This window comes from Hymenobacter siberiensis (assembly GCF_018967845.1).
GTDB lineage: Bacteria > Bacteroidota > Bacteroidia > Cytophagales > Hymenobacteraceae > Hymenobacter > Hymenobacter siberiensis.
The window spans coordinates 3317426-3339882 of the sequence record NZ_JAHLZZ010000001.1 but is presented as its reverse complement, the minus strand read 5'-3'; the positions used below and the strand labels follow the sequence as shown (position 1 = coordinate 3339882).

22 protein-coding genes, 1 tRNA gene and 1 pseudogene are annotated in these 22457 nt (G+C 59.2%); 9 read left to right on the top strand and 15 right to left on the bottom strand.

The annotated features are described in order from the left end of the window. Positions 1-165: 165 nt before the first annotated feature. Both KQ661_RS14495 and KQ661_RS14490 read left to right on the top strand, forming a co-directional pair. A complete protein-coding gene (locus KQ661_RS14495) occupies positions 166-657 on the top strand; it encodes a transposase family protein (RefSeq protein ID WP_216686216.1) in 492 nt (163 codons plus the stop codon). After that, positions 645-1064 carry a transposase family protein gene (locus KQ661_RS14490; RefSeq protein ID WP_216680677.1) on the top strand — a complete coding sequence of 140 codons (420 nt, stop codon included), beginning with the start codon at positions 645-647 and terminating at the stop codon, positions 1062-1064. Before KQ661_RS14495 ends, KQ661_RS14490 begins: the two co-directional genes overlap by 13 nt. Here KQ661_RS14490 and KQ661_RS14485 read toward each other — a convergent pair whose 3' ends face one another. The 5 genes and pseudogenes from KQ661_RS14485 to KQ661_RS14465 form a co-directional block, all read right to left on the bottom strand. Beyond that, positions 1065-1352 (bottom strand): hypothetical protein, encoded by a 288-nt coding sequence (locus KQ661_RS14485; protein ID WP_216727335.1) that lies wholly within the window; start codon positions 1350-1352, stop codon positions 1065-1067. It lies immediately after the preceding gene. A gap of 110 nt (positions 1353-1462) precedes the next feature. Continuing rightward, on the bottom strand, positions 1463-1699 hold the full coding sequence (locus KQ661_RS14480) for an integrase core domain-containing protein (protein ID WP_216727334.1): 237 nt from the start codon (positions 1697-1699) through the stop codon (positions 1463-1465). A 20-nt stretch (positions 1700-1719) separates the two neighbouring features. After that, positions 1720-2193 (bottom strand): annotated as a pseudogene (locus tag KQ661_RS23085) (DDE-type integrase/transposase/recombinase); the annotation flags it as partial. Positions 2194-2330: 137 nt separating this feature from the next. Then, positions 2331-2630: a transposase gene (locus KQ661_RS14470; RefSeq protein ID WP_216727333.1), complete on the bottom strand. Its 300-nt coding sequence runs from the start codon at positions 2628-2630 to the stop codon at positions 2331-2333. A gap of 333 nt (positions 2631-2963) precedes the next feature. Next, a tRNA-Asp gene (locus tag KQ661_RS14465) sits at positions 2964-3037 on the bottom strand. Positions 3038-3337: 300 nt separating this feature from the next. On the opposite strand from KQ661_RS14465, the gene KQ661_RS14460 reads away from it, so the two are divergent. The 4 genes from KQ661_RS14460 (at position 3338) to KQ661_RS14445 (ending at position 6839) form a co-directional block, all read left to right on the top strand. Further along, positions 3338-4285, top strand: a complete 948-nt coding sequence (locus KQ661_RS14460; protein WP_216688996.1) for an acetyl-CoA carboxylase carboxyltransferase subunit alpha — start codon at positions 3338-3340, stop codon at positions 4283-4285. 95 nt (positions 4286-4380) lie between these two features. Continuing rightward, a complete protein-coding gene (locus KQ661_RS14455; protein WP_216688995.1) occupies positions 4381-5229 on the top strand; it encodes an MBL fold metallo-hydrolase in 849 nt (282 codons plus the stop codon). A gap of 124 nt (positions 5230-5353) precedes the next feature. Next, positions 5354-6103, top strand: coding sequence for a patatin-like phospholipase family protein (locus KQ661_RS14450; RefSeq protein WP_226915579.1), 750 nt, complete (start codon positions 5354-5356; stop codon positions 6101-6103). A 163-nt stretch (positions 6104-6266) separates the two neighbouring features. Then, positions 6267-6839, top strand: a complete 573-nt coding sequence (locus KQ661_RS14445) for a 1-acyl-sn-glycerol-3-phosphate acyltransferase (RefSeq protein WP_216688994.1) — start codon at positions 6267-6269, stop codon at positions 6837-6839. Between the two features lie 97 nt (positions 6840-6936). On the opposite strand, the gene KQ661_RS14440 is transcribed toward KQ661_RS14445, so the two are convergent. The 5 genes from KQ661_RS14440 to KQ661_RS14420 all read right to left on the bottom strand — a co-directional run bounded on the left by KQ661_RS14440 (position 6937) and on the right by KQ661_RS14420 (position 12247). After that, positions 6937-8184 carry a sensor histidine kinase gene (locus KQ661_RS14440; RefSeq protein WP_216688993.1) on the bottom strand — a complete coding sequence of 416 codons (1248 nt, stop codon included), beginning with the start codon at positions 8182-8184 and terminating at the stop codon, positions 6937-6939. A gap of 6 nt (positions 8185-8190) precedes the next feature. Continuing rightward, the gene (locus KQ661_RS14435) at positions 8191-8637 is read right to left on the bottom strand and encodes a response regulator (protein ID WP_216688992.1); all 447 of its coding nucleotides are present in this window, start codon (positions 8635-8637) and stop codon (positions 8191-8193) included. A 4-nt stretch (positions 8638-8641) separates the two neighbouring features. Beyond that, entirely contained in the window at positions 8642-10957 is a 2316-nt protein-coding gene (locus tag KQ661_RS14430; RefSeq protein ID WP_216727332.1) for an ATP-binding protein, read from the bottom strand. Then, positions 10939-11523, bottom strand: coding sequence for a biliverdin-producing heme oxygenase (locus tag KQ661_RS14425; protein ID WP_216688990.1), 585 nt, complete (start codon positions 11521-11523; stop codon positions 10939-10941). Before KQ661_RS14425 ends, KQ661_RS14430 begins: the two co-directional genes overlap by 19 nt. Positions 11524-11584: 61 nt before the next feature. Further along, on the bottom strand, positions 11585-12247 hold the full coding sequence (locus KQ661_RS14420) for a DUF4159 domain-containing protein (protein WP_216688989.1): 663 nt from the start codon (positions 12245-12247) through the stop codon (positions 11585-11587). 423 nt (positions 12248-12670) lie between these two features. Between KQ661_RS14420 and KQ661_RS22230 the strand changes: the two genes are divergently transcribed. Beyond that, positions 12671-13981, top strand: a complete 1311-nt coding sequence (locus tag KQ661_RS22230) for an RtcB family protein (RefSeq protein WP_317196117.1) — start codon at positions 12671-12673, stop codon at positions 13979-13981. 71 nt (positions 13982-14052) lie between these two features. On the opposite strand, the gene KQ661_RS14410 is transcribed toward KQ661_RS22230, so the two are convergent. Both KQ661_RS14410 and pckA read right to left on the bottom strand, forming a co-directional pair. After that, the gene (locus KQ661_RS14410) at positions 14053-14751 is read right to left on the bottom strand and encodes a 16S rRNA (uracil(1498)-N(3))-methyltransferase (RefSeq protein ID WP_216688987.1); all 699 of its coding nucleotides are present in this window, start codon (positions 14749-14751) and stop codon (positions 14053-14055) included. 152 nt (positions 14752-14903) lie between these two features. Further along, positions 14904-16529 carry a phosphoenolpyruvate carboxykinase (ATP) gene (gene pckA / locus KQ661_RS14405; protein ID WP_216688986.1) on the bottom strand — a complete coding sequence of 542 codons (1626 nt, stop codon included), beginning with the start codon at positions 16527-16529 and terminating at the stop codon, positions 14904-14906. 231 nt (positions 16530-16760) lie between these two features. On the opposite strand from pckA, the gene KQ661_RS14400 reads away from it, so the two are divergent. Both KQ661_RS14400 and KQ661_RS14395 read left to right on the top strand, forming a co-directional pair. Then, positions 16761-17657 carry a helix-turn-helix domain-containing protein gene (locus tag KQ661_RS14400; protein ID WP_216688985.1) on the top strand — a complete coding sequence of 299 codons (897 nt, stop codon included), beginning with the start codon at positions 16761-16763 and terminating at the stop codon, positions 17655-17657. A gap of 178 nt (positions 17658-17835) precedes the next feature. Beyond that, a complete protein-coding gene (locus tag KQ661_RS14395) occupies positions 17836-19404 on the top strand; it encodes a peptide MFS transporter (protein WP_216688984.1) in 1569 nt (522 codons plus the stop codon). Between the two features lie 360 nt (positions 19405-19764). Here the strand turns inward: KQ661_RS14395 and groL are convergent, their stop codons facing one another. The 3 genes from groL to secG form a co-directional block, all read right to left on the bottom strand. After that, positions 19765-21411, bottom strand: coding sequence for a chaperonin GroEL (gene groL / locus KQ661_RS14390; RefSeq protein WP_216688983.1), 1647 nt, complete (start codon positions 21409-21411; stop codon positions 19765-19767). 51 nt (positions 21412-21462) lie between these two features. Further along, the gene (groES, locus tag KQ661_RS14385; protein ID WP_216688982.1) at positions 21463-21753 is read right to left on the bottom strand and encodes a co-chaperone GroES; all 291 of its coding nucleotides are present in this window, start codon (positions 21751-21753) and stop codon (positions 21463-21465) included. A gap of 258 nt (positions 21754-22011) precedes the next feature. After that, positions 22012-22446 carry a preprotein translocase subunit SecG gene (gene secG, locus KQ661_RS14380; protein ID WP_216726272.1) on the bottom strand — a complete coding sequence of 145 codons (435 nt, stop codon included), beginning with the start codon at positions 22444-22446 and terminating at the stop codon, positions 22012-22014. Positions 22447-22457 lie beyond the last annotated feature (11 nt).

Sequence of the window (22457 nt, the reverse complement as noted above, 5' to 3'; positions counted from 1 at the left end):
CCTTTAACTTTTAACAGAAAATTAGTTATAGACTGTGCTACTTGTTCATATTCAGATATCTTTTTCTCGAACGCTTCCTTAACTGACTGTGCTTCCCTTATAGTAGACTTGTTGCGAAGTGAGTGAAGTGCGGAATTTTCGACAAACTGTACTTAAATTTAGAACATGAACTTTTCCGTAAAAAACCTCACTACTTCGCGTAAATGGCGTGCTGCCACGGGACTCACGGCGGAGCGTTTTGCGCAGCTTTTGGCGCATTTTAAGCAGGCGTATTTTCGGTTAAATGGAACAGATATGATTGAACGTGGGGCTTTTGCGCCGTATGAAGTAGCCCTTAAAACAGAAGAAGAATTACTGCTTTTCACCCTATTCAGCTTCAAAGCAAACTTGACGTATGATTTGTTGGGATTGGTCAGTGGGATGGACGGTTCCAACGCGAAACGCAACCAGGAATTAGGCATTACGGTGCTCCAAGAAGCGCTGGAGCAAACCGGGCATGCGCCAAAGCGGGAATTTGCGACAGTGGCCGAATTTGAAGCCTATTTTCAGGAACACGAGACGTTATTGGTCGATGGAACAGAGCAACGCAAGCAACGACCAGGAAATAAAGAGATGCAAAAAGACTACTATAGCGGTAAAAAAAAATACACGCCGTAAAAGAGATAGTTATTTCAACGACCATTCGCTGGATTGGTTTTATCAGCCGTTGTTACGGCGGAAGACACCACGACTACAGTGTGCTAAAAAGCATTTTACCAGTTGATAAAGAGTGGTTTAAAAAGTTCAAGGTGCGGTTGGACCTGGGGTTTTTGGGCTTCGCGAAAGACTACGTTTGCCGGAAAGTTTTTATTCCTATCAAAAAGCCGAAAGGGAAAGAACTCACCGATGAACAACGAGAAATAAATACAAAACAAGCAAGTGAACGAATTACCGTAGAGCATAGCATTGGCGGATTGAAACGTTATCGAATTTTGGAAGACCGATTACGTTTGCATAATTTGAACCTGTACAATGACGTGCTGGGAGTGTGTGCGGGCTTGTGGAATTTCAGCTTAAATCTGTGATTAATAGCTCGCAACAAGTCTACTAAAGTTGATTCGTTCTACATCCCCATTACTATCGTAGTCCACATCAAGGGTGTAGTCGCTTTGCGTACCCGTATTGGGGTTGCTGTAGTGCACATCATCGCTACTACTATAGGATGATGGTGCTTCGGTCTGTTGCTCACTGGTACTGTAGTTGGAGTCAGAAGCATCAATTGTAGTAGCGGAGCTAGATTCTTCTGATGAGTTTGATGTACAGCTTGCAAAAGCAAAAATGCCTAATGCAAGCGGTATGTAAAGTTTTTTCATCTCGGTAGATATTGTGATGTGGAATACTTAAGATTTCGCGAGCCAGCCTTGGAATTGCGTACTGAGTGAACAACGCAGATTGGGGTGGTCTAGGTAAAACGGACAGTGAGCTAAGGTAGGGTTGATTTGAGTTCCTGTTCAAATTGGTGGGGCGAGCGATAGCCCAAGGCGGAGTGGCGGCGGTCGAGATTGAAGTAGGTGTCGAGGTAGTGGGCCACTTCCAAGCGGGCTTCTTCCAGGGAGGCGAAAGCGGTACCGTGGGGCAGCAGTTCGGTTTTAAGCGTGCTCCAGCCCGCTTCGGCCTGGGCGTTGTCGTAGGGGTTGCCCGGCCGACTGAAGCTGGGCACGGCCTGGCCCGCTCAATGAGGGCGCGGCAGGCGGCGCTGGTGTACTGGCTGCCGCAGTCGGCGTGAATAAGCAGGCCGGGGGCAGGCTGGCGTAAGGTCAGGGCCTGTTCCAGGGCCAGCAGTACGAGTTCGGTGGGCATTTGCGCAGCTAGGTGCCAGCCCACGACCCGGCGCGAGCAGGCGTCGCGCCAGGTGGGCAGGTAGCACCAGCGTCCACCCACCAGGGACAAATAGGTGATGTCCCCGACCCAGACCTGGTCGGGGGCCGTGGGGGCAGCGCGGCCGAGCAACCGGTTCTCGGCCACCACAGCCGCCGGGTCCGCTACCGTCGTGCCAGGGTGTTGCGGGCGGGTGCTCAGCGCCCGCAGCCCGTTGCGGTGCAGCCACGAGCGAAGCGCGTAGCGGCTCACGGCGTGGCCTTCGGCGCGTAATTCCGCCCGCAAGCGCCGCGTCCCGTACCGGCGGGCATGACGTGTGAAGGCTGTCTGCGCCACGGCCTGCCACGGCGCCACGGGTGGGGCCGGGCGCTACCGCCACTGGTAGTAGCCGGCCGAACTGACCGTCAACAGGCAGCAGAGTACCTGCACGGGCCAGGGCTCGGTGCAGGCTGCGATAAAGGCGTAGCGGCTCATCACTGAGGGGGCTGGGAGAAGATGGTCACGACTTTTTTTAAAATGTCGCGCTCCATTTCCACGCGTTTGAGCGCGGCGCGCAGCTGCCGGATTTCGTCGCGCTCCGCGCTGCTGGGCACAGCTGTTTCCAACGCTTGGCGTTGCCAGCGTCCCAGCAACGCGGGCGAGATGCCTTGGGCACGGGCCACGTCGCTTTGCCGGGCACCGGCGGCTACTTGGCGGACGTACTCCGCTTTGAAGGCCGGCGTATATTTCTTGCGGGTAGCGGCTAGGCCGCCAGAATTTAGTTTCTCGGTCATGGGCAGTGAAAGTTAAGACTTTGCACTGTCCGTTTTACCTAGACCACCTCAGTCCCATATATTCGTGCGAAATCCCAGCCCGGAAAATACACCACCACGCCTTGGGACTATACACCTAGGTGAAGGCTGCGTGCTCCAAATAACAATCGGTGTGAGGATGATGAAAACAAACTGAGGGCGTGAGGGCAATTTGATAGCAGGCGGACGTCCGAATGGGGTATTGTATGTTGGCTGAAGCCTTTATATTCTCGACCCGGTCTGCCACTGAAAATGCCACTGAAAAAACAAAAAGGCCATTTCCGGTGAGGAAATGGCCTTTTTAGCAAACGGTAGCGGTCTGGACGGGACTCGAACCCGCGACCTCCGCCGTGACAGGGCGGCATTCTAACCAACTGAACTACCAAACCGTTTGCCTTGGTGGAGAAGCCGTGTGCTTTTCCGTTTTGGTGATACAAAGGTAGGGTAAGAAAACTGCGCCCTGCAAGTATGGGGCCAATATTTCTTTAAAAAAAGGGCTGTTTGGGAGCTTGGAGGTTGTTTCTCAGGAACATTAATTTTTGCGCCTTGCCGCAACGGCAGATGTTTTACCTTTGCCATCCGCCTTCGCAGCGGCATTTGGGGGCGCAGATAGTAGGGCCAATCCCCTTTTTAACTGTGCCGCCCGCTATTTTCGCTTTCCCACTCCACGCAAACACGCTTCGCAGTCCATGCTTCTTGATTTTGAACAACCTATTGCTGCCCTCGAAGGCAAGCTTCTTGAAATGCAGAAACTCGCTGCCGACAGCGACGTGGAAGTAGGCGAAGCCGTCGCGGCGCTGGAAAAACGTATTAAAGACCTCAAAAAGGAAACCTACGCCAACCTCACGCGCTGGCAGCGGGTGCAGCTGTCGCGCCATCCGGAGCGGCCCTATACCCTGGACTATATAGATGGCATGGCCGATAAGTTCGTGGAACTGCACGGCGACCGCACCGTGGGCGACGACAAGGCCATGGTGGGCGGCTTCGGCGAGATTAACGGGCAGGCCGTTATGTTTATTGGCCAGCAGAAGGGGCACAACACCAAGCAGCGGCAGTTTCGCAACTTCGGCATGCCCAACCCCGAGGGCTACCGCAAGGCCCTGCGCCTGATGAAGCTGGCCGAAAAGTTCAACGTGCCGGTGGTGACATTGATTGATACGCCCGGTGCATTTCCGGGCCTGGAGGCCGAAGAGCGGGGGCAGGGTGAGGCCATTGCCCGCAACCTCAAGGAAATGTTTATGCTGAAGGTGCCGGTTATCTGCGTTGTTATTGGGGAGGGAGCGAGCGGCGGGGCCCTGGGTATTGCCATCGGCGACCGGGTGCTGATGCTGGAAAATACTTGGTATTCAGTTATTTCGCCGGAATCGTGCAGCAGCATTCTGTGGCGCTCCTGGGATTATAAAGAGCAGGCGGCCGAGGCACTCAAGCTTACGGCCACGGATATGAAATCGGCCGGGCTGGTCGATGGCATCGTGAAGGAGCCGCTGGGCGGGGCACATACTGCGCCCGAGGTGATGATTGAAACGCTGAAAAACACCCTGCTTAAGACGCTGAAAGAACTGAGCGCGATTTCGGTGGAGGACCGGATTTCACAGCGGATTGATAAGTTTTCGGCGATGGGCGTGGTGGTGGAGTAGTTTTTTAAGCCGTTAGCTTATAGCAATTAGCTGTCAGCAGCTCTTGTTATTTGAAAAAGCTAACAGCTAATAGCCAGCAGCTAACAGCTAAAATAATGAAAGTTCATACCATTGATACCGGCCTTTTCAAGCTCGATGGCGGCGCCATGTTTGGCGTGGTGCCCAAGAGCATGTGGCAGAAGCTGAATCCGCCCGATGCCAATAACATGTGCACCTGGGCCATGCGCTGCCTGCTGATTGAGGACGGCGGCCGGTTGCTGCTCATCGACAACGGCATTGGCGATAAGCAGGACGACAAGTTTCGGGGGCATTTTTACCTGCATGGCGACGACACGCTGGAGAAATCCCTGCGTAAGCTGGGCTTCACCAGCGCCGATATTACCGATGTTTTTCTCACGCACCTGCACTTCGACCACTGCGGCGGCTCGGTGCAGCGCCGGCCCAATGGGGTGTTGCAGCTGGCTTTCCCCAACGCTACCTATTGGAGCAACGAGGCGCACTGGGACTGGGCCGTGACGCCCAACCCGCGCGAAAAGGCCAGCTTTCTGAAGGAGAATATTCTGCCGATTCAGGAAAGCGGGCATTTGAAGTTTGTCGACCTGCAGAAGGGCGTGCCTGATGCGCTGCCGCAGTTCCGCGAAATTATTGTGGCCGACGGGCACACCGAGAAGATGATGGTGCCGGTGATGGACTACAAAGGCCACACGCTGGCCTTTATGGCCGATTTGCTGCCCAGTGCCGCCCATATTCCGTTGCCCTACGTGATGAGCTACGACGTGCGCCCGCTCATTACCATGCCCGAAAAAGAAGCCGTGCTGCGCCGCGCTGCGGTCGAAAATTGGGTGCTGCTGCTGGAGCACGATCCCACCAACGAAGCCTGCACCGTGACCCTCACCGACAAAGGCGTGCGCCTGGACCAGACCCTGCGAGTGGCGGATTTGTGAGTTGGCGGAGTGGCGGATGGATGAGAAAGCCGTATCTAGCTAACTACCAATAGATAACAACGTGCAGGTTCCTCAACAATCCGTCAATCCACCAATCCATCAACCCACCAGTCCGCAGCTTGGGTTGGCATTATCGGGAGGCGGCGCGCGCGGAATTGCGCATCTGGGCGTGCTGGCGGCCCTCGATGAGCTGCAGCTGCCGGTGGCGCGGCTGGCCGGCGTGAGCTCGGGGGCCATTGCCAGCGTGTTTTATGCGGCGGGCTTTGCGCCGCGCGAGATTTTGCGGCTGTTGTTGAGCACCAATGTCTTTCGGCTCACACGGCCGGCGTTTAGCCGGTTTGGGCTGCTGCATCTCGATGCGGTGGAGCAGCTGCTGGCCCGGCACCTGGGCAGCACGGTCAACTTTGAGGATTTGAGCCGGCCTCTGACTTTGGTGGCGACGGATTTGATGGTGGGCGAGTCGGTGTATTTCAGCGCCGGGCCGTTGCTGCCGCCGCTGCTGGCTTCGTCGGCGGTGCCCATTATCTACCGGCCGGTGGAGTACCAGGGCCGGCAGCTGGTGGACGGCGGCCTGCTCAATAACCTGCCCGTAGAGCCGCTGCTGGGCCAGCCCAACCTGCGCGTGGTGGGCGTGCACTGCAACCCCATCAACCCCGAAGCCCGCATCCCCACCTTCCGCCGCCTGGTTGAGCGGACCCTGCACCTGGCCATCAACGCCAACACGGCGGCCCGCAAAAGCCAGTGCCACCTGCTGCTGGAGCCGCCCGAGCTGCGCCACTACCGGCCCCTGAGCTACAAGCGCGGCCCCGAGCTGTTCGAAATTGGCTACCGCTACGCCATGGGCCAAGCCGAGGCTTTACAGGCGCTGCTGTGAATGGGCGGCAGGCACTGGCCGCCTCCGGAAGGCTAATATTCGTCCTTTTCGGCCGGGCCGGGCATCCATAAGTTACTTCAAACGCCTAGTTTTACCAGTTGCTTCGGGGCCCTGTTGGGTTCCGAAGAGCCAACCCATCCCTTATTACCCGTATTCCTCGACAATGTCTCCTCGCGAAAAATCTCCCTTCTGGCATTCCATGGCCACGCTCGTGTTCAAAGTAGCCGGCTGGCACCTGGGCGAGATTCAAAATCCCGAAATCAGGAAGAGCATGATAATTGCGGCCCCGCACACCAGCAACTGGGACATTATCATAGCCCGGGCCGCCTTCTACCTGATGGGCGTGCCGGTGCGCTTCACCGTGAAAAAGGAGTGGACCGAAAACTGGGCGCTGGGCTGGCTGGTGAAGGCCATTGGGGGCCTGGCCGTGGACCGCAGCCGCAACAACAGCCTCGTGGATGGCATGGTGAAGCTGTTTGATACGCACGAAGACCTGGTGATTCTCATCACGCCGGAAGGCACGCGCGCCTACCAGCCGCGCTGGCGCAAGGGCTACTATTTTGCTGCCCTGGGCGCGCACGTGCCCATTCGGCTGGGGTATCTGGACTATGCTGAAAAGGAAGCCGGCATCGGCGAAGCCGTATGGCCTACGGGCGACTACGAGGCCGACGAAGCCCGAATTAAAGCGTTTTACCGCACTAAGTCGGGGCGCTTCCCCGCGCAGGGCGTGCGCTGAAACCAAAACTGTCATTCCGACGCAGGAGGAATCTGAGATGAGCTGTCGGTCAGGCTTATTTCAGATTCCTCCTGCGTCGGAATGACAACGTTGAATGCTAGCAATGGCCGCCCTCGCCGTGCAGAAATACCCGGAATACCGTGCCTTGGCCTTCCTCACTTTCGACGGCGATGTGGCCGCCCTCGGAATGCACCAGCCGGTTGACGAGGAACAGGCCCACGCCCGTGCCTTCGCCTGCCTGCGGGTGAAACCGCCGGAACAGCTGGAATAGCTCGGAGCCGTAGCGGTCCAGGTTCATGCCCAGGCCGTTGTCGCGCACTTCGAGTACCGGGCAGCCACTGTCCTGATAGGTACGAACCTGAATATGAGGCACCCGGGCCGGATGCCGGTATTTGAGGGCATTGCCCAGCAAGTTGATGAGGATGGTGCGCAGGTTGCTGCGCACGTAGCTCAGGGCGGGCAAACCGGCAAAATCGGTGTCGACGCGGGCTTCGGTGGCTGTTAGCTGCGGGCGCAGGGTCTTTAGCACGTCGGCCACGAGGCTGGTCAGGGCAACCTCCTCGGCGGCCTGCTTGCCGGGGCTGCGCTGCTCCTGCACCACGGCGGCCAGGTCGGTGATGGTGGTGGACAGGCTGTGCAGCGATTCTTCCAGCAGGCGCAGCACTACGGCCTCCTCGGGGTCCTGGAAGGTGGCACTGCGGCGAAGCTCGTCGAAGAGGCCGCGCAGGTTGTTGAGGGGCTGGCGCAGGTCGTGGCTGGCCGCGTACACGAAGTTGTCGAGGTCCTGATTGGTGCGGGCCAGGAGGCGGTTGCGCGCCCCGATTTCCTGGTTGGCGGCGCTGAGCTGGGTGTTTTTCTCGTGGAGCTCCTGCCGGGTTTCGGTGAGCGCGGCCAGGGAGTCGCGCAGCTCGCGGTTCACGTCCTGCAGCTCGCCGTGGTAGCGGGCCACGTACTGGCGCCACTCGTTTTTCTCGATGGCGTACAGCACGGTTTTATTGAGCAGCTCGCGGTCGAACTGCTGTTTCACCAGGTAGTCGAGGGCGCCGGAGTTGAGGGCGCGCACGGCCAGGGCTTCGTTGCCGCCGCCGGTTATCATCACCACGCATAGCGTATCGGGTGGGGCCAGCTCGTTCAGGGCATCGAGCAGGTCGAGGCCGTCGGTGTCGGGTAGGTTGTAATCGAGCAGAACGCAGTCGGGCTGCTGCAGCTGAAATTGCTCCAGGCCCTCGGCCCCCGAAGAAGCCTCTATGATTTCAATACGCTGAAATCCAGCGTTCTGTCCCAGGAAGCGCCGGTACAGCATTCGGTCCTCCGGGTTGTCGTCAATCAGTAAAATTCGCTTCACAGAGGTTTAGCCAGCCAGCGGAAGCTCGGAAGCCTCCAGCCAATAATGAATAATAAGCCGCACTTTTTCTTCCAGCTCGGGGTAGCCAATGGGCTTGGTGAGGTAGCTGTTGGCCCCCAGGCGGTAGCACTCGGCAATATCGGTGCTATTAGACGAAGTAGTGAATACGATAACCGGAATACTCTGCAGGGCCGGGTCATTTTTCAGTGCGTCGAGCACGGCGCGGCCATCGGTGCCGGGCATATTGAGGTCGAGCAGGATGATGACGGGCAGCTGGCTGGGCCAGTTCGGGTGCTTGCCGTAGCCCTTGAGGTATTCGAGGGCTTGGTCGCCGTCTTCGCAGCGCAGCACGGGGTTGGTCACCGCGTTTTTGTAGAAGGCCCGGCTCAGGGCCGTAAAGTCTTCGATGCTGTCTTCCACCACGAGGATGGGGATGAGGGCGGTGGGATTCATTGATTTACAGGTTGTTGGCCAGCGAAAAATAAAAGGTGGCACCATGGCCGAGTGTGGAATCAACCCATAACTCGCCGCCGTGTTTTTCCACCATCTTCCGGGCAATGGCCAGGCCCGCGCCGGTCCCTCCACCGTACTTGTCCTGCGCGTGCAGGCGCTTGAATATTTTGAAAATATTGTCGTGGTGCTTCGGGTCGATGCCGATGCCGTTATCGTGTACGTAAATAACGGTAAAACCGGCCGGGTCACCGGTGCCTTTGGGGCCGCGAATTGCGGGCGGGGCCACGCCAATGATAACGTGCTTATCGGGGTGGTTATTGTAGCGCAGGGCGTTGGTCAGCAAGTTGTTGAATACCTCGTGCAGCGAGGTGCGGTTGCCGCGCACGGTGGGTAGGGAAACGGGCACCGTCACCGTGGTGCAGGTTTGCTCCAGGCGGGGGTGCAGCAGGTCGATAATGTCGGCCAGGGCATTGTTCAGGTTCACGGCCTCCACTGCCATTTCAACCCGGCTCACACGCGAGAGCTGCAGCAGCGCCTCAATCAGCGCCTCCATGCGCTGGCTGAGGCGCACCAGGGTCTGGAGCTTGCTCACGCCCTCATTATCAAGCTTGTCGGCGTAGTCTTCCAGCAAAAACAGCGAGTAGTTATGAATGCCGCGCAACGGTTCCTTGAGGTCGTGCGAGGCCACGTAGGCAAACGAGTCCAGCTCGTCGTTGCTGCGCTCCAGCTCGGCGTTGAGGCGGGCCAGGCTGATGGCCTTGGCTTGCAGCTCGTTAAATATTTTTAGCCGGATGTCGGAAATATGCAGGCGAATTTCTTTGGCCGCCTCAATTTCCAGGGGCCGCCACGGGGCCGACGTTTCCTCCACGGTTTGCTTCCAGGCCTCAAACGACTGCCGGGGCGAGAGGAAAATCTGCCCATCCACGATGGTCTGGTTTTTTTCGTGGCGGCCGGCCCAGGTCACGGTTTGCAGCTGCTCGGGCCGAAACCAGAAGATGTACTCCCCCGCCTCGCGGGCCAGCGCCACGGCCAGAATGCCGCTGGCCGTGCTCCGGATGACCTTACCGGCCGGGTTCAGCCGTGCGTAGGAATCGGTCACGAAAATATCGTGCGGGTTGTGGGTGCGCAGCCATTCCACCAGCTCCGTAATCTGGGCGGGCGTGGGCGTGTGGCCGAGGGTAATGATTTCACCAGCGAAGCAAATGGCCGCGCCGCCGCAGTCCAGCACATCCAGCAGGCTGGGGGTGAAGCGGTGCAGGCCATCCAGAAAATTCACCTGCGTGCTCACCAAATCGAACAGCCGCACCTGGGCCTCGCGCATGCGCAGGCGGTAGGCCTGCTCGTCCTGCTGCTCCTTGCTTTTGAGTAGCGCTGACACCGCTTTGCCCAGAAACTGGCACAGGTCGCGCAGCTCGTAGCTCACCAGGCGCGGGGTTTGGTGGTGGCAGGTTATCATGCCCCACAGCTGCCCTTCCTGAATGAGCGAAATGGTCATGGTCGCCTCCGAGCCCAGGTTATGCAGGTATTCGAGGTGAATGGGCGACACGCTGCGCAGCACCGAATACGTCATGTCGGGCGGGCGGCTGGCCCCGGGTGCCACGGCGGGCACCAGCGGCACCGGCTGGTACCGGGCATCGGGGATGAAGCGGAGCCAGTTTTTGAGGTACATGGCCCGCGCCTGCTTCGGAATGTCGGTGGCCGGGTAGTGCATGCCCAGCCAGGGGGGCAGGTCTTCGCGCACGGCCTCGGCAATTACTTCGCCGCTGTCGTCGGGCGCGAAACGGTAGATGGCCACCCGGTCGAACCCGGTGATGGCCCGCACCTGCTCGGCCGTTAGCTGGCAGCAGTCGAGCACGGTTTCGGCCGCGAGCAGGCTGCCCAGGCTCATGTTGAGCGCCGACAGGTCGAAGGCGCTGACCGTGGTATCGGCCACCGGCTCGCCTTCCACCCACAGCAGGCCATCGTAGCGATGCAGGATGAGCTTGTAGGCCGGCTGGCCTACCACCCGCCCCAGGCGAATGCCCAGCAGCCGCGCCTCCGGCCCCAGCGTGGCCCACAGGCGCTCTACTGCCACCAGCTGCTCGGGCTCCAGCAAAATGCCTAAGCCGGCCCCGATAATGTTTTCGGGAATTATGCCCAGCAGCGCCAGCGTGTTGGCGCTGGCCTGCACCACGCGGCGGCTCTGCTCATCGAGGCACAGCAAAAAGCCGTAGGGCTGAATCAGGCCGGGGAGGTGAATGGGCTCCCGGTCGCAGTTGCTAAGCGTGATGGACTGGCCAAGCAGGCTTTCATCGGTAAGGGTTAGCGCTGATTCAGCCATGCGGATAGTGCTTGGAACGTATGAACGGCCGAGGCCACGATGGCCGCTGGCTCTTCGGAGCCGGTTTCGGCGGCTTCGGTCAGGTGCTGGCAGAAGCCTTTCCAGAGTGGCCCGGTGCGCTCGGCCCGGCCCGTGAAAAAGGCGTGCGGGGCAATGCCCGCCTTATCGAGCTGCCGCGCAATGACCTGCCCGCCCAGCGTCGAGCCTTCGAGCACGTACATGGCCCCCAGCAGCTGGGCGCGGGTGCCGAGCGGCGGCAGCCCGGGGTAGAGCGGCGGCGCGGCATCGTGGCCCAGTCGAGCCAAATCTTTCAGGATGAGGGGCGCGCGGTAGCGCTGGTCGAGCTGCCAGGCTGGCCCGAAAAAAGTAGCGTGGGCGTGCAGCTGCGCCTCGTACGGTGCCAGAAAGCCGTACATCTTGGCCAGGAACCGGGCGGTATCGGCTGCCGTTACCGTGCCTGCCGCCAAGGCCAGGTTAAATGGGTTTTGCTCCACTGCATCGTGGAAGGGTCTGGTTTCGTGACGAAGACGCGGCAGAATAGCCGGGCTTTCCGGAGGGTTGGGCATAAAATAGAACAACGTTAGCTGGGCGAAAGTAGGCCATTGAGCGCGGCGCGGTGGCTTTTATTCAGTCCTGGGTCAGGGCGTAGCTCACCAGGTTGGCCCCCATGCGCAGGGCGGCATCGTGCGTGGCGGGCGAGTCTTCGGGGTAGGTGCCCACGTCTTCCCAGCCGTTGCCGAGGTCGCACTCATAAGAGTAGAAGCACACCAGCCGGCCTTTGTACACCAGCCCGAAACCTTGGGCCCGCTTGCCATCGTGCTCGTGCACCTTGGGCAGGCCCCGGGGAAACTGGTATTTCTGATGATAAATAGGATGCGAGAAGGGCAATTCCACAAATTCGAGCTCGGGAAACACCTTCTTCATCTCGGGCCGTATAAATTTATCGAGCCCGTAATTGTCGTCAATGTGCAGAAAGCCGCCGCCGATGAGGTACTGGCGCAGGTTTTTGGCCTCCACGGCGGTAAAGCTTACGTTGCCGTGCCCGGTCATGTGAATGAAGGGATAGGAGAGCAATTCGGGCGCGTCGAGCTCCACGGTTGCTTCGTCGGGCGCGATATTGGTTTTCAGGGCCTGATTGCAGAAGCTGATGAGGTTGGGCAGCGAGGTTTTGTTGGCGTACCAGTCGCCGCCGCCGCCGTAGTGCAGCTTGGCAATTCGGAAGCTGGGGGCGGGCGCGGCGGCCGTGAGGGTGAGCAGAATGGCAACGGATAGCAGCAGGGATTTCAGCATAGCGACGGATAAACAGGAGCAGCTTATTGAGCGCTATAATTAAGCGAGGCGTGGGAAAGTTCGGCCGTGGCCGTTACTAATTTCGCAATGAGGCTGGCTCCGGATACCTGCAAAGTAAATCATGCCCGCTACCTTGTGGCGCAACTGGCCCATGTCGGTAGCGAAACTTTGGTGCAGTAGGGCCAGGCTGCTGCTCATTGTTAAGGGTACACTGCGCGAGCAGCCGTGGCCGCTGGCCGTGCGAAAGTCTGCGTTCTTGCAGCGCCGGCCAACAAGCTGGCCAACATCAACCACCAACCAATGGTAACGGGAAACGACTTGCTAAACCTGGGCCTCAAGCCCGGCAAATGATTTAAAGACGCGCTGGAGCACATCAATGCCCACGCCTTTGAGGGCGATGCCCTGCACGCCTACCTCGACACCGTGAAGCCCGCGCCGGAAATCCCGCTGCTGGCCCAGCCGGTGCCTTTCCACGAGAATATCCGGGCCGAAACCGTGGTGGAGCAGCAGAATATCGACTACGTGAAGCAGTCGATGGACCTGCTCATGCGCACGCCCACGGTGGTAGCCGGCGCCATTATGCCTGATGCCTGCCCGGCCGGGCCGCTGGGCACCATTCCGGTGGGTGGTGTGGTGGCCACGCACCGGGCCATTCACCCCGGTATGCACTCGGCCGATATCTGCTGCTCGGTGATGCTAACCAACCTCGGCAAAGTGGACCCCAAAATCGTGCTCGATGTGGCCCAGGGCATCACGCACTTCGGCCCGGGCGGCCGGCCGGCGGAAAGTCAATTTGCACTGCCCGCTGAAATTCTGGCCGAGATGCAGGCCAACCCGTTTCTGAACTCCGAGCGCAGCCTGAAAATGGCTCGCGAGCACCTCGGCACGCAGGGCGATGGCAACCACTTTCTCTACGTGGGCGTGTCGGCCGCCACCGGCGATACCATGCTCGTGACGCACCACGGCTCGCGGGGAGTGGGCGCGGTGCTGTATGGCAACGGGATGAAAATAGCCGAGTTTTTCCGCCGTGAGATTTCGCCCGAAACCCACCCGGCCAACGCCTGGATTCCCAGCGATACCCTGGAGGGCGAAAATTACTGGCGCGCCCTGCAAACCGTGCGCAAGTGGACCAAGCGCAACCACGAGGTGCTACACGAAGCCATTGCTGCCCAGCTGGGAACGGCCGTGCTGCAGCGCTACTGGAACGAGCACAACTTCGTGTTTCGCGATGGCGACGTGTTCTACCACGCCAAAGGCGCGACGCCGCTCGACCCCAAGTTTATGCCCGACATCACCGGCCCGCGCATTATTCCGCTCAACATGGCCCAGCCCATCCTCATTGTGGAAGGTGCCACCACCGCCAATAACCTCGGCTTCGCCCCGCACGGCGCGGGCCGCAACCTCAGCCGCACCCGCCACAAATTCAGCAAAATCGGCCAGACCAACGAGCAGATTTTCGCCGAGGAAACCCAGGGCATCGACGCCCGCTTCTTCTTCAACCGCATCGATATTTCCGAGCTGCCCAGCGCCTACAAAAACGCCGAGGACGTGAAGCAGCAAATCACGGGTTTCAACCTAGCCACCGTCATTGATGAAATCCAGCCCTATGGCTGCATCATGGCCGGCGATTGGGAGCAGGACGCCCCCTGGCGCAAAAAGAAGCTGGCGAAAGCCGCCGCTGCTTTAGAAGCGCAGGCCGCAGCCGATTCGCAGGTGGATATGTCGGCACTGTAGGGTGCGGGGCTTGTCCCCGCCCGTCGTTGAACGATTTAATCGGGTCCCGTTCAAAGGCGGGCGGGGGCAAGCTACACCACTGCCAATTGCGCCGTGAACACAGCCGCCAGCGCCGCCGTTTCCGTCCGCAGCCGCGAGTTGCCCAGTGTCACCGGTCGAATTCCGCGCCCCAACGCCAGCGCAATTTCCTGCGGCGTGAAATCGCCCTCCGGTCCGATGAGTACGCAGCAGCCCGGCCCGTTGCCCACCACCTGCGCCAGCGCCATGCGCTCGCCCGCTTCCAGGTGCGCGATGAAGGTGGTTTCTGGCGTCACGCCCGCCACAAACGCCCCAAAATCGGTCAGCTCATCCAGCTGCGGCAGCCACGCCTGCCCCGACTGCTTTAGGGCGCTGATGGCGATTTTCTCCAGCCGCTCCAGCTTCAGCTCGCGGCGCTCGGAGCGGGCGCAGCGCAGGAAGCTGATGCGCTCCACGCCAATTTCCACGGCTTTTTCCACGAACCACTCCATGCGGTCGAGGTTTTTGGTGGGGGCCACGGCTACGTGGGTGAAGTAGGGGCGGGGCGCTACCGCTTCGTGGTGCGTGATGCGCAACTGGCAGCGCTTGGGGTTGGCATCGGCCACGGCCGCCTTATAGAGGCCGCCCCGGCCGTCGAGTAGTTCCACTTCGTCGCCGATGCCCAGGCGCAGCACGCGGATGGCGTGCTTGCTTTCGTCTTCGGGGAGTGTGTAGGTGGGGCCGGCAAGGTCGGGGGCGAAAAAGGTATGCATAGGGGCAAAGAACGGAGTCGAAGTGTATTGGCAGTTGCATTCGGGCCGCTACGGCTCCGGGTTGGCGGCAGAATAAGAGGATTCAAGTACAACGCAAAAGCCCCGTCGGCTGCAACCGACGGGGCTTTCTGGTGAGTGAACTGCTCTGAAGCTTACGCTTCTACCGCCACGCGCGGCGCACCGGCCAGAATTTCCTCGTTGGCAAATTCGGCGTATTTCTTAAAGTTCACCACGAACTTCTCGGCCAGGTCCGAAGCCGTTTTGTCATAGGCCTCTTTGTCGGCCCAGGTGTTGCGCGGGTCCAGAATTTCGGTGGGCACGCCGGGCACCGCGCCGGGCACCATCATGCCAAACACAGGGTGCTTGGTGAATTTCACCTCGTCGAGCTGGCCGTTGAGAGCCGCCGTAATCATGGCGCGGGTATAGTGCAGTTTCATGCGGTGGCCGGTGCCGTAGCTACCGCCCGTCCAGCCCGTGTTGATGAGCCACACATTGATATCGGGGTTCTCGTCCATCTTTTTGCCCAGCATCTCGGCGTATTTGGCGGGATGCAACGGCAGAAATACCGCGCCGAAACAGGCCGAAAACGTCGTCTGCGGTTCGGTAACGCCCATTTCAGTGCCGGCCACCTTGGCCGTGTAGCCCGACATGAACAAGTACATGGCGTGGCTCTTGTCGAGCTTGCTGATGGGCGGAATTACGCCAAAGGCATCGGCCGTGAGGAAGAAAATGTTCTTCGGCGCATCGGCTACGCCGGGCTCAATGGCGTTGGGGATGAAGTTGATGGGGTAGGCGGTGCGCGTGTTTTCGGTCACCGACTTGTTGGCATAGTCCACCGTGTGCGTGCCGGGGATGAAGCGCGTGTTCTCCACGATGGAGCCGAAGCGGATGGCATCGAAAATCTCGGGCTCTTTCTCCTTGCTCAGGTCAATCACCTTGGCGTAGCAGCCGCCTTCAAAGTTGAAGATGCCGGCATCGGGCGTCCAGCCGTGCTCGTCGTCGCCGATGAGGCCGCGGTTGGGGTCGGCCGAAAGGGTGGTTTTGCCGGTGCCGGAGAGGCCGAAGAAAATGGCGGTGTCGCCCTTTTTGCCCACGTTGGCCGAGCAGTGCATGCTCAGCGTTTCGTGCTCGTGGGGCAGCAGGTAGTTCAGCACCCCAAAAATGCCTTTTTTCATCTCGCCGGCGTAGCCCGTGCCGCCAATCAGAATCATCTTCTTGGTGAAGTTGATGATGGCGAAGTTGGGCTGGCGGGTGCCGTCCACGGCCGGGTCGGCCTCAAAGCCGGGGGCACAGATGATGCTGAAATCGGGCGTCCAGGACGTATCCGCACCTTCTTCGGGGCGCAGAAACATATTGTAGCAGAACAGGTTGTGCCAAGCCTGCTCGTTCACGATGCGCAGCTTGAGCTGGTAGTTGGGGTTGGCCCCGGCGTAGGCTTCGCGCACGTATAACTCCTTATCGGCCAGGTAAGCCACCATTTTCTGGTGCAGCTGGTCGAACTTATCGGTATCGAAAGGGATGTTGATATCGCCCCACCACACGCTGTTTTCGGTGTTGGCATCCTTCACCACAAACCGGTCTTTGGGCGAGCGGCCGGTAAACTTGCCGGTGTCGGCCATCAGCGCGCCGGTGTCGGTGAGGTGGCCTTCGCCGTTGCGCAGGGCGTACTCAATGAGCTCGGCCGGCGTGGGATTGAGGTGAACGGTGGCGGTTTTTTCGAAGCCGAGGGCCTGCAAACGATTGCGGGTGTCGGCGGCAAGGGTGGAGGCTTCTTGCATGGCTATGAAAGTGTTGGGTGGGAATTCTCTTGACTTCTGGTACAAAGGTAGAATATCGCCGCTTGGGAGCAGTGAAACAAACCCTTTCTTTAATGGGACAAATCAAACTGCATCAGGCCCAAATTGTTCCGCTGGTGAAAGTATACGGCTCAGGGCCGCACAAGGGTGGGAGTAATGCAACGCACGCTTATCTTTAGGTTTGCTTTGTCCCAGTCTTTCGCATCTTTGTCCATGGCCATCGAAATTGCTCGCTACAACGGAATCTACGGCGACCATAAGGCCCGGATTTCGCACGACTACCTGCAAAGCCAGCTCATCGTGCCCCGTCAGCGCTTCACCGACTGGGGCCTGAAGCCGCACCTGCACGAAAACCTGTTTCAGCTGTTTTTTCTCGAAGCCGGCCGCGCCGCCTTCGAGGCCACCGAGCTGGTGGAGCTGCGCACGCCCTGCCTGGTCATCATTCCGGCCAATACCGTGCACGGCTTCACCTTCAGCCCGCAGGTGAAGGGCCGCACCCTCACCTTATCAGAAGCGCTGCTCGATACCATTTTGCAAGCCACGCCCGGCGTACTGGTCGAAATCAACGCGCTACATATTCTATCCGAATTCAACTCCGAAGTCAGCTTCGCCGATTTATCGGCCCTGGAGCAGCAGATTCACGAGGAAATCAATTCGGAGCTGCCCGGCAAGCAGCTCGCGTTGAATGGCTATTTCAAGCTGTTGTTCGTGAAAATATTCCGGCTGCTGCACCACCGCCGGGGCCAGGAAGAAAGCCCCAACCGCGCCCTGCACTACTTCCGCGAGTTCCAGAAAGCCATTGAGCGCACGGCCCCCTTCGAGAAGAAAATATCTGACTTTGCCCAGGAGTTGAAAATTACGCCGGTGCACCTCAACCGCATCTGTCAGGCCGTGAAGGGCAAAACGGCCCAGCAGATTGTGCAGGCCCACACCATCCGGCGGGCGCACAATTACCTATTATATACCTCGCTCTCGGTGGCCGAAATTGCCTACGAGCTGCAATTTGTGGACCCTGGCTATTTCACGCGGTTCTTCCGCAAGCAAACCGGGCTCTCGCCGGGGGCTTATCGCGCCAAGGCGTACCGGAGTGATTCGGCTGGGAAGCCGTAGCGCGGACTTTTAGTCCGCGACCCGCCCTAATATGCCCATGGCTGGTGCGGGCCGCGGACTAAAAGTCCGCGCTACATGCCGAAACTTTCCTAGATTTACCGTGCCCGTATTGCAGCGCTTGCGCAGCGGGCCGCTTTTCAACTGCTTTCCTCTTATTTCTCACCCCTAGTTTCTTTCAATGCAAACCATTCCTGCTCCTCTAGAGCAATCTGCGGAATCCACGAGCCACCCGCGCGGCCTGTACCTGCTCTTCGCCACCGAAATGTGGGAGCGGTTCAGCTACTACGGCATGCGTGCTGTGCTGGTGCTGTTCCTCACCAAGGCCATGATGATGGACAAGGCCTTCGCGTCGAAGTTCTACGGCGGCTACACCAGCCTGGTATATCTCACGCCGCTCATCGGCGGCTTCATTGCCGACCGGTACTGGGGCAACCGGCGCTCTATCCTCACGGGTGGCCTGATGATGGCACTGGGGCAGTTTACGCTATTTGCTGCCGCTTCCGACTATGGGCCGCAAAGCACCCATGTCCTGAGCCACTGGCTCCTTTACCTGGGCTTGGGCGTGATGATTGTGGGTAACGGTTTCTTCAAGCCTAATATTTCGAGCATGGTAGGCTCGCTGTATTCGCCCACCGACAAACGCAAAGATGCTGCTTATACCATTTTCTACATGGGCATCAACCTGGGTTCGTTTCTGGGCAATACCATTACCAGCCTTATAGGCGACAAAGAGGGCCATCCCGAGGCCTTCCGTTGGGCGTTCCTTGCCTGCGGTATTGCCATGCTGCTGGGCACGGGTGTATTCAACTGGGGCAAAGGCAAGTACCTGCATACGCCCACCGGCGAACAGGTGGGTACCACGCCCGTAGCCTCGGGCGGCATCATGGGCGTGTATGCCCTACTGCCCGTTTTGCTGGCCCTGATTCTGGGCATTCTGTGGCTCGACTCCAATAAGCTATCCGTCATTGCCCCACTGCTGGGCATTGCAGTCGTCGGCATTGCCTTTATGATTTTCAGCGATAAATCCCTCAGTGGTGCCGATATCAAGGGCATTATGGTGATTTTCATTGTGTCATTCTTCGTGGTGTTCTTTTGGGCGGCCTTCGAGCAGGCCCCGGCCTCGCTCACCTTCTTCGCCGATGAGCAGATGAACCGCACCATCTTTGGCTTCACGCTGCCAGCCAGTATCTTCCAGAACCTCAACGCCATCTTCGTGGTGGTGGGCGCGCCACTCATGGCCATGGTCTGGACGGCCCTGGGCCGTCGCGGCGCCGAGCCGCCGTCCCCCCTCAAAATGGCCATTGGCCTGGCCTTCCTGGCCGCCGGCTACCTCGTGATGTGCTTCGGTGTGCACGACCTGCAGCCCGGTGTGAAGGTGAGCATGTTCTTCCTGGTGGCGCTCTATTTCCTGCACTCCGTGGGTGAGCTCTGCCTGTCGCCCATCGGCCTGTCGCTGGTAAACAAGCTGGCCCCCGCCAAATTTGCCTCCCTGCTGATGGCCGTGTGGTTCCTCGCCAACGCCGCCGCCAACTACCTGGCCGGCTACATGAGCAGCCTCTACCCCGACCCCAAATCGACGGCCCCCGCTCCGCAAATTCTGGGCTACCACATCACCAGCCTCTACGATTTCTTCATGGTGTTCGTGGTTTCGGCCGCTGCCGCCGCCATCATCCTGTTCCTTATAAGCGGCAAGCTAGCCAAGATGATGGACGCCCGCAACTACCCCGCGCCCGTCGTGCAGGCGTAAGGCAGCGTCTTTTTTAGCTCCTGAAAAAGCCTCCGATGCTGCTGCATCGGAGGCTTTTTCGCGTAGTGTTCCGCTGGCCGCTGGCCGCTGGCCGCTGGCCGCTGGCCGCTGGCCGCAGTTTAGCGCGAAGCACGTAACTGCTGGCCTTGGGTAAGGCGAGTTTGCAACTCGCCGTTGGTTTGGCAACCGCCAGCATTATGCGCCTATACCTGGTGGCCCTTGCGTTGTGAGTCATAGACTCACGGCTAGCGGGTAAGCCGTGAGGTTAGATAAGTATTACATAAAAAAGTCCCGCCGGCACTGCCAGCGGGACTTTTCAGGCTAATAGCTAAGGGCTAAAAGCTGGGAGCTAATGCAAAATTACATCATGCCGCCCATGCCACCCATACCGCCCATGCCGCCATCGCCGTGGCCATGACCAGCATCCTTGGGCTCGGGCTCGTCCGAAATCACGGCCTCAGTCGTCAGCAGCAGGCCAGCGATGGAAGCGGCGTTTTCGAGGGCCAAACGGGTTACCTTGGTGGGGTCGATGATGCCGGCGGCCACCAGGTTCTCGAAACGGTCCTCACGGGCGTTGTAGCCGAAGTCACCGCTGCCTTCGCGCACTTTCTGCACGATGACCGAGCCTTCGCCGCCAGCGTTCTGCACGATGCAGCGCAGTGGCGCCTCCAGGGCGGTGCGGATGATGTTCACGCCGGTGCGCTCGTCAGCATTGTGGGTATCCACTGCGGCCAGGGCCTCAATGGCCCGCACCAGGGCTACGCCACCGCCGGGTACCACGCCTTCCTCAACGGCAGCGCGGGTAGCGTGCAGGGCATCGTCAACCCGGTCTTTCTTCTCTTTCATCTCTACTTCGGTGCTGGCACCGATGTAGAGAATTGCCACGCCGCCGCTCAATTTAGCGAGGCGCTCCTGCAATTTCTCCTTATCGTAGTCCGACGTCGTGGTTTCCATCTGGGCCTTAATCTGGCTGATGCGGCTGGTGATGGCCTCTTTCGAGCCCTTGCCGTTCACAATGGTCGTATTGTCCTTGTCGATGATGATTTTCTCGGCCGTGCCCAAGTATTCCAGGGTGGCGTTTTCGAGCTTGTAGCCCTGCTCTTCGCTGATAACGGTACCACCCGTGAGGGTAGCAATGTCCTCCAGCATGGCCTTGCGGCGGTCGCCGAAGCCGGGAGCCTTCACGGCAGCGATTTTCAGCGAGCCGCGCAGCTTGTTTACTACGAGCGTAGCAAGGGCCTCACCGTCAACATCTTCGGAGATGATAACCAAGGGCTTGCCAGTCTGCAGAACCTGCTCCAACACGGGCAGCAGCTCCTTCATGGTGCTCACCTTTTTGTCGTAGATGAGAACGTAGGGCGACTCGAACTCAACCTCCATTTTCTCGGGGTTGGTCACGAAGTAGGGCGACAGGTAGCCGCGGTCAAACTGCATGCCTTCCACCGTCTTTACTTCGGTTTCGGTGCCGCGAGCTTCCTCCACGGTGATAACGCCTTCCTTACCAACTTTGTCCATGGCATCGGCAATCATTTTGCCGATTTCCGCATCGTTGTTGGCCGAAATCGTACCCACCTGGGCAATTTCCGAGTTGTTCTCGATTTTCTTCGACTGCGACTTCAGGTTGGCAACTACGGCGATAACTGCCTTGTCGATGCCGCGCTTCAGGTCCATCGGGTTGGCCCCGGCGGCCACGTTTTTCGAGCCGGCGGTGTAGATGGCCTGGGCCAAAACCGTAGCCGTGGTGGTGCCGTCGCCAGCCTGGTCGGCCGTTTTCGACGCTACTTCTTTCACGAGCTGAGCGCCCATGTTCTCAATCGGGTCGCGCAGCTCAATTTCCTTGGCTACGGTCACACCGTCCTTGGTGATGGTGGGCGCACCAAATTTCTTGTCGATGATGACGTTACGGCCTTTGGGGCCGAGGGTCACTTTCACGGCGTTCGCCAGTTTGTTCACACCGGCCTGCAAGCGGGCGCGGCCTTCGGTGTCGAATTGGATGTTCTTAGCCACGTTGGGAAGAATTATGAGTTATGAATTATGAGTTATAAATTTTCGGCGGGCCTAAAGCACAGCGAAAATGTCCGACTCGCGCATGATGAGCAGGTCCTCACCGTCAACGGTGATTTCGGTGCCGGCGTACTTACCGTACAGCACCTGGTCGCCCACATTCACCTGGGGCTTGATGATGGTGCCGCTGTCAGCGGTTTTGCCTTCGCCCACGGCCACTACTTCGCCACGCTGGGGCTTCTCCTTGGCCGTATCGGGGATGATGATGCCGGATTTGGTTTTCTCCTCGGCGGCGGCGGCGCGAACAATTACGCGGTCGGCCAGCGGTTTCATGCTAAGTGCCATTTTGGGTGTATTTGGGTTGAATTAAGTTGAAATACTAGGTGTCTGGTATTGTCTCATTTCCCGTGCCAGCGCCACAAACCTGACAAAATGGGCAGATTTTATCAACGAAATGTGGCAGAAGTGGCGGATGCGCCGGTGCCAATGGCTGGTTCCGCCGTGCAATACGACCGCATCGGCCCAGTGTTGCGCGCAACAAAAAAGCCGGTGCCTCTCGCTAGAGAAGCACCGGCTTTTGCAGGTTCAGAACGGGAGCCGCGACTACGGAGCAGGCGTGTTGGCCGGCGCTGGCGTGGTAGTGCCAGCGGGAGCAGTAGCCGGTGCAGTTGCGTCGGGGGTAGTAGCCGGCGCGGTAGCGTCGGGGGCAGCGGGGGCCGTAGGAGCCGTAGGAGCCGTAGGAGCCGTAGGAGCCGGCAGCTTGGTTTCGAGGGCGCGCTGCTGGTTCACGCTGCGCACCGTGCCACCGCCGGTGGAGGTAAGCATATGTGAGCCGAGCGACAGCACTACCAGACCAATGGCGAAGCCCCAGGTGAGTTTTTCGAGCAGGTCGCCGGTGCGTTTCACGCCCATCATGCTGGCCGCGCCGCCGGCGCTAAACTGGCTGGAAATTCCACCCCCTTTGGGGTTTTGGGCCAGTACCACGAGGGCCAGCAGGAAACACACCAGGAGAATGAGGATGATTAGAGCAGTGTACATGAGGGGTAAAA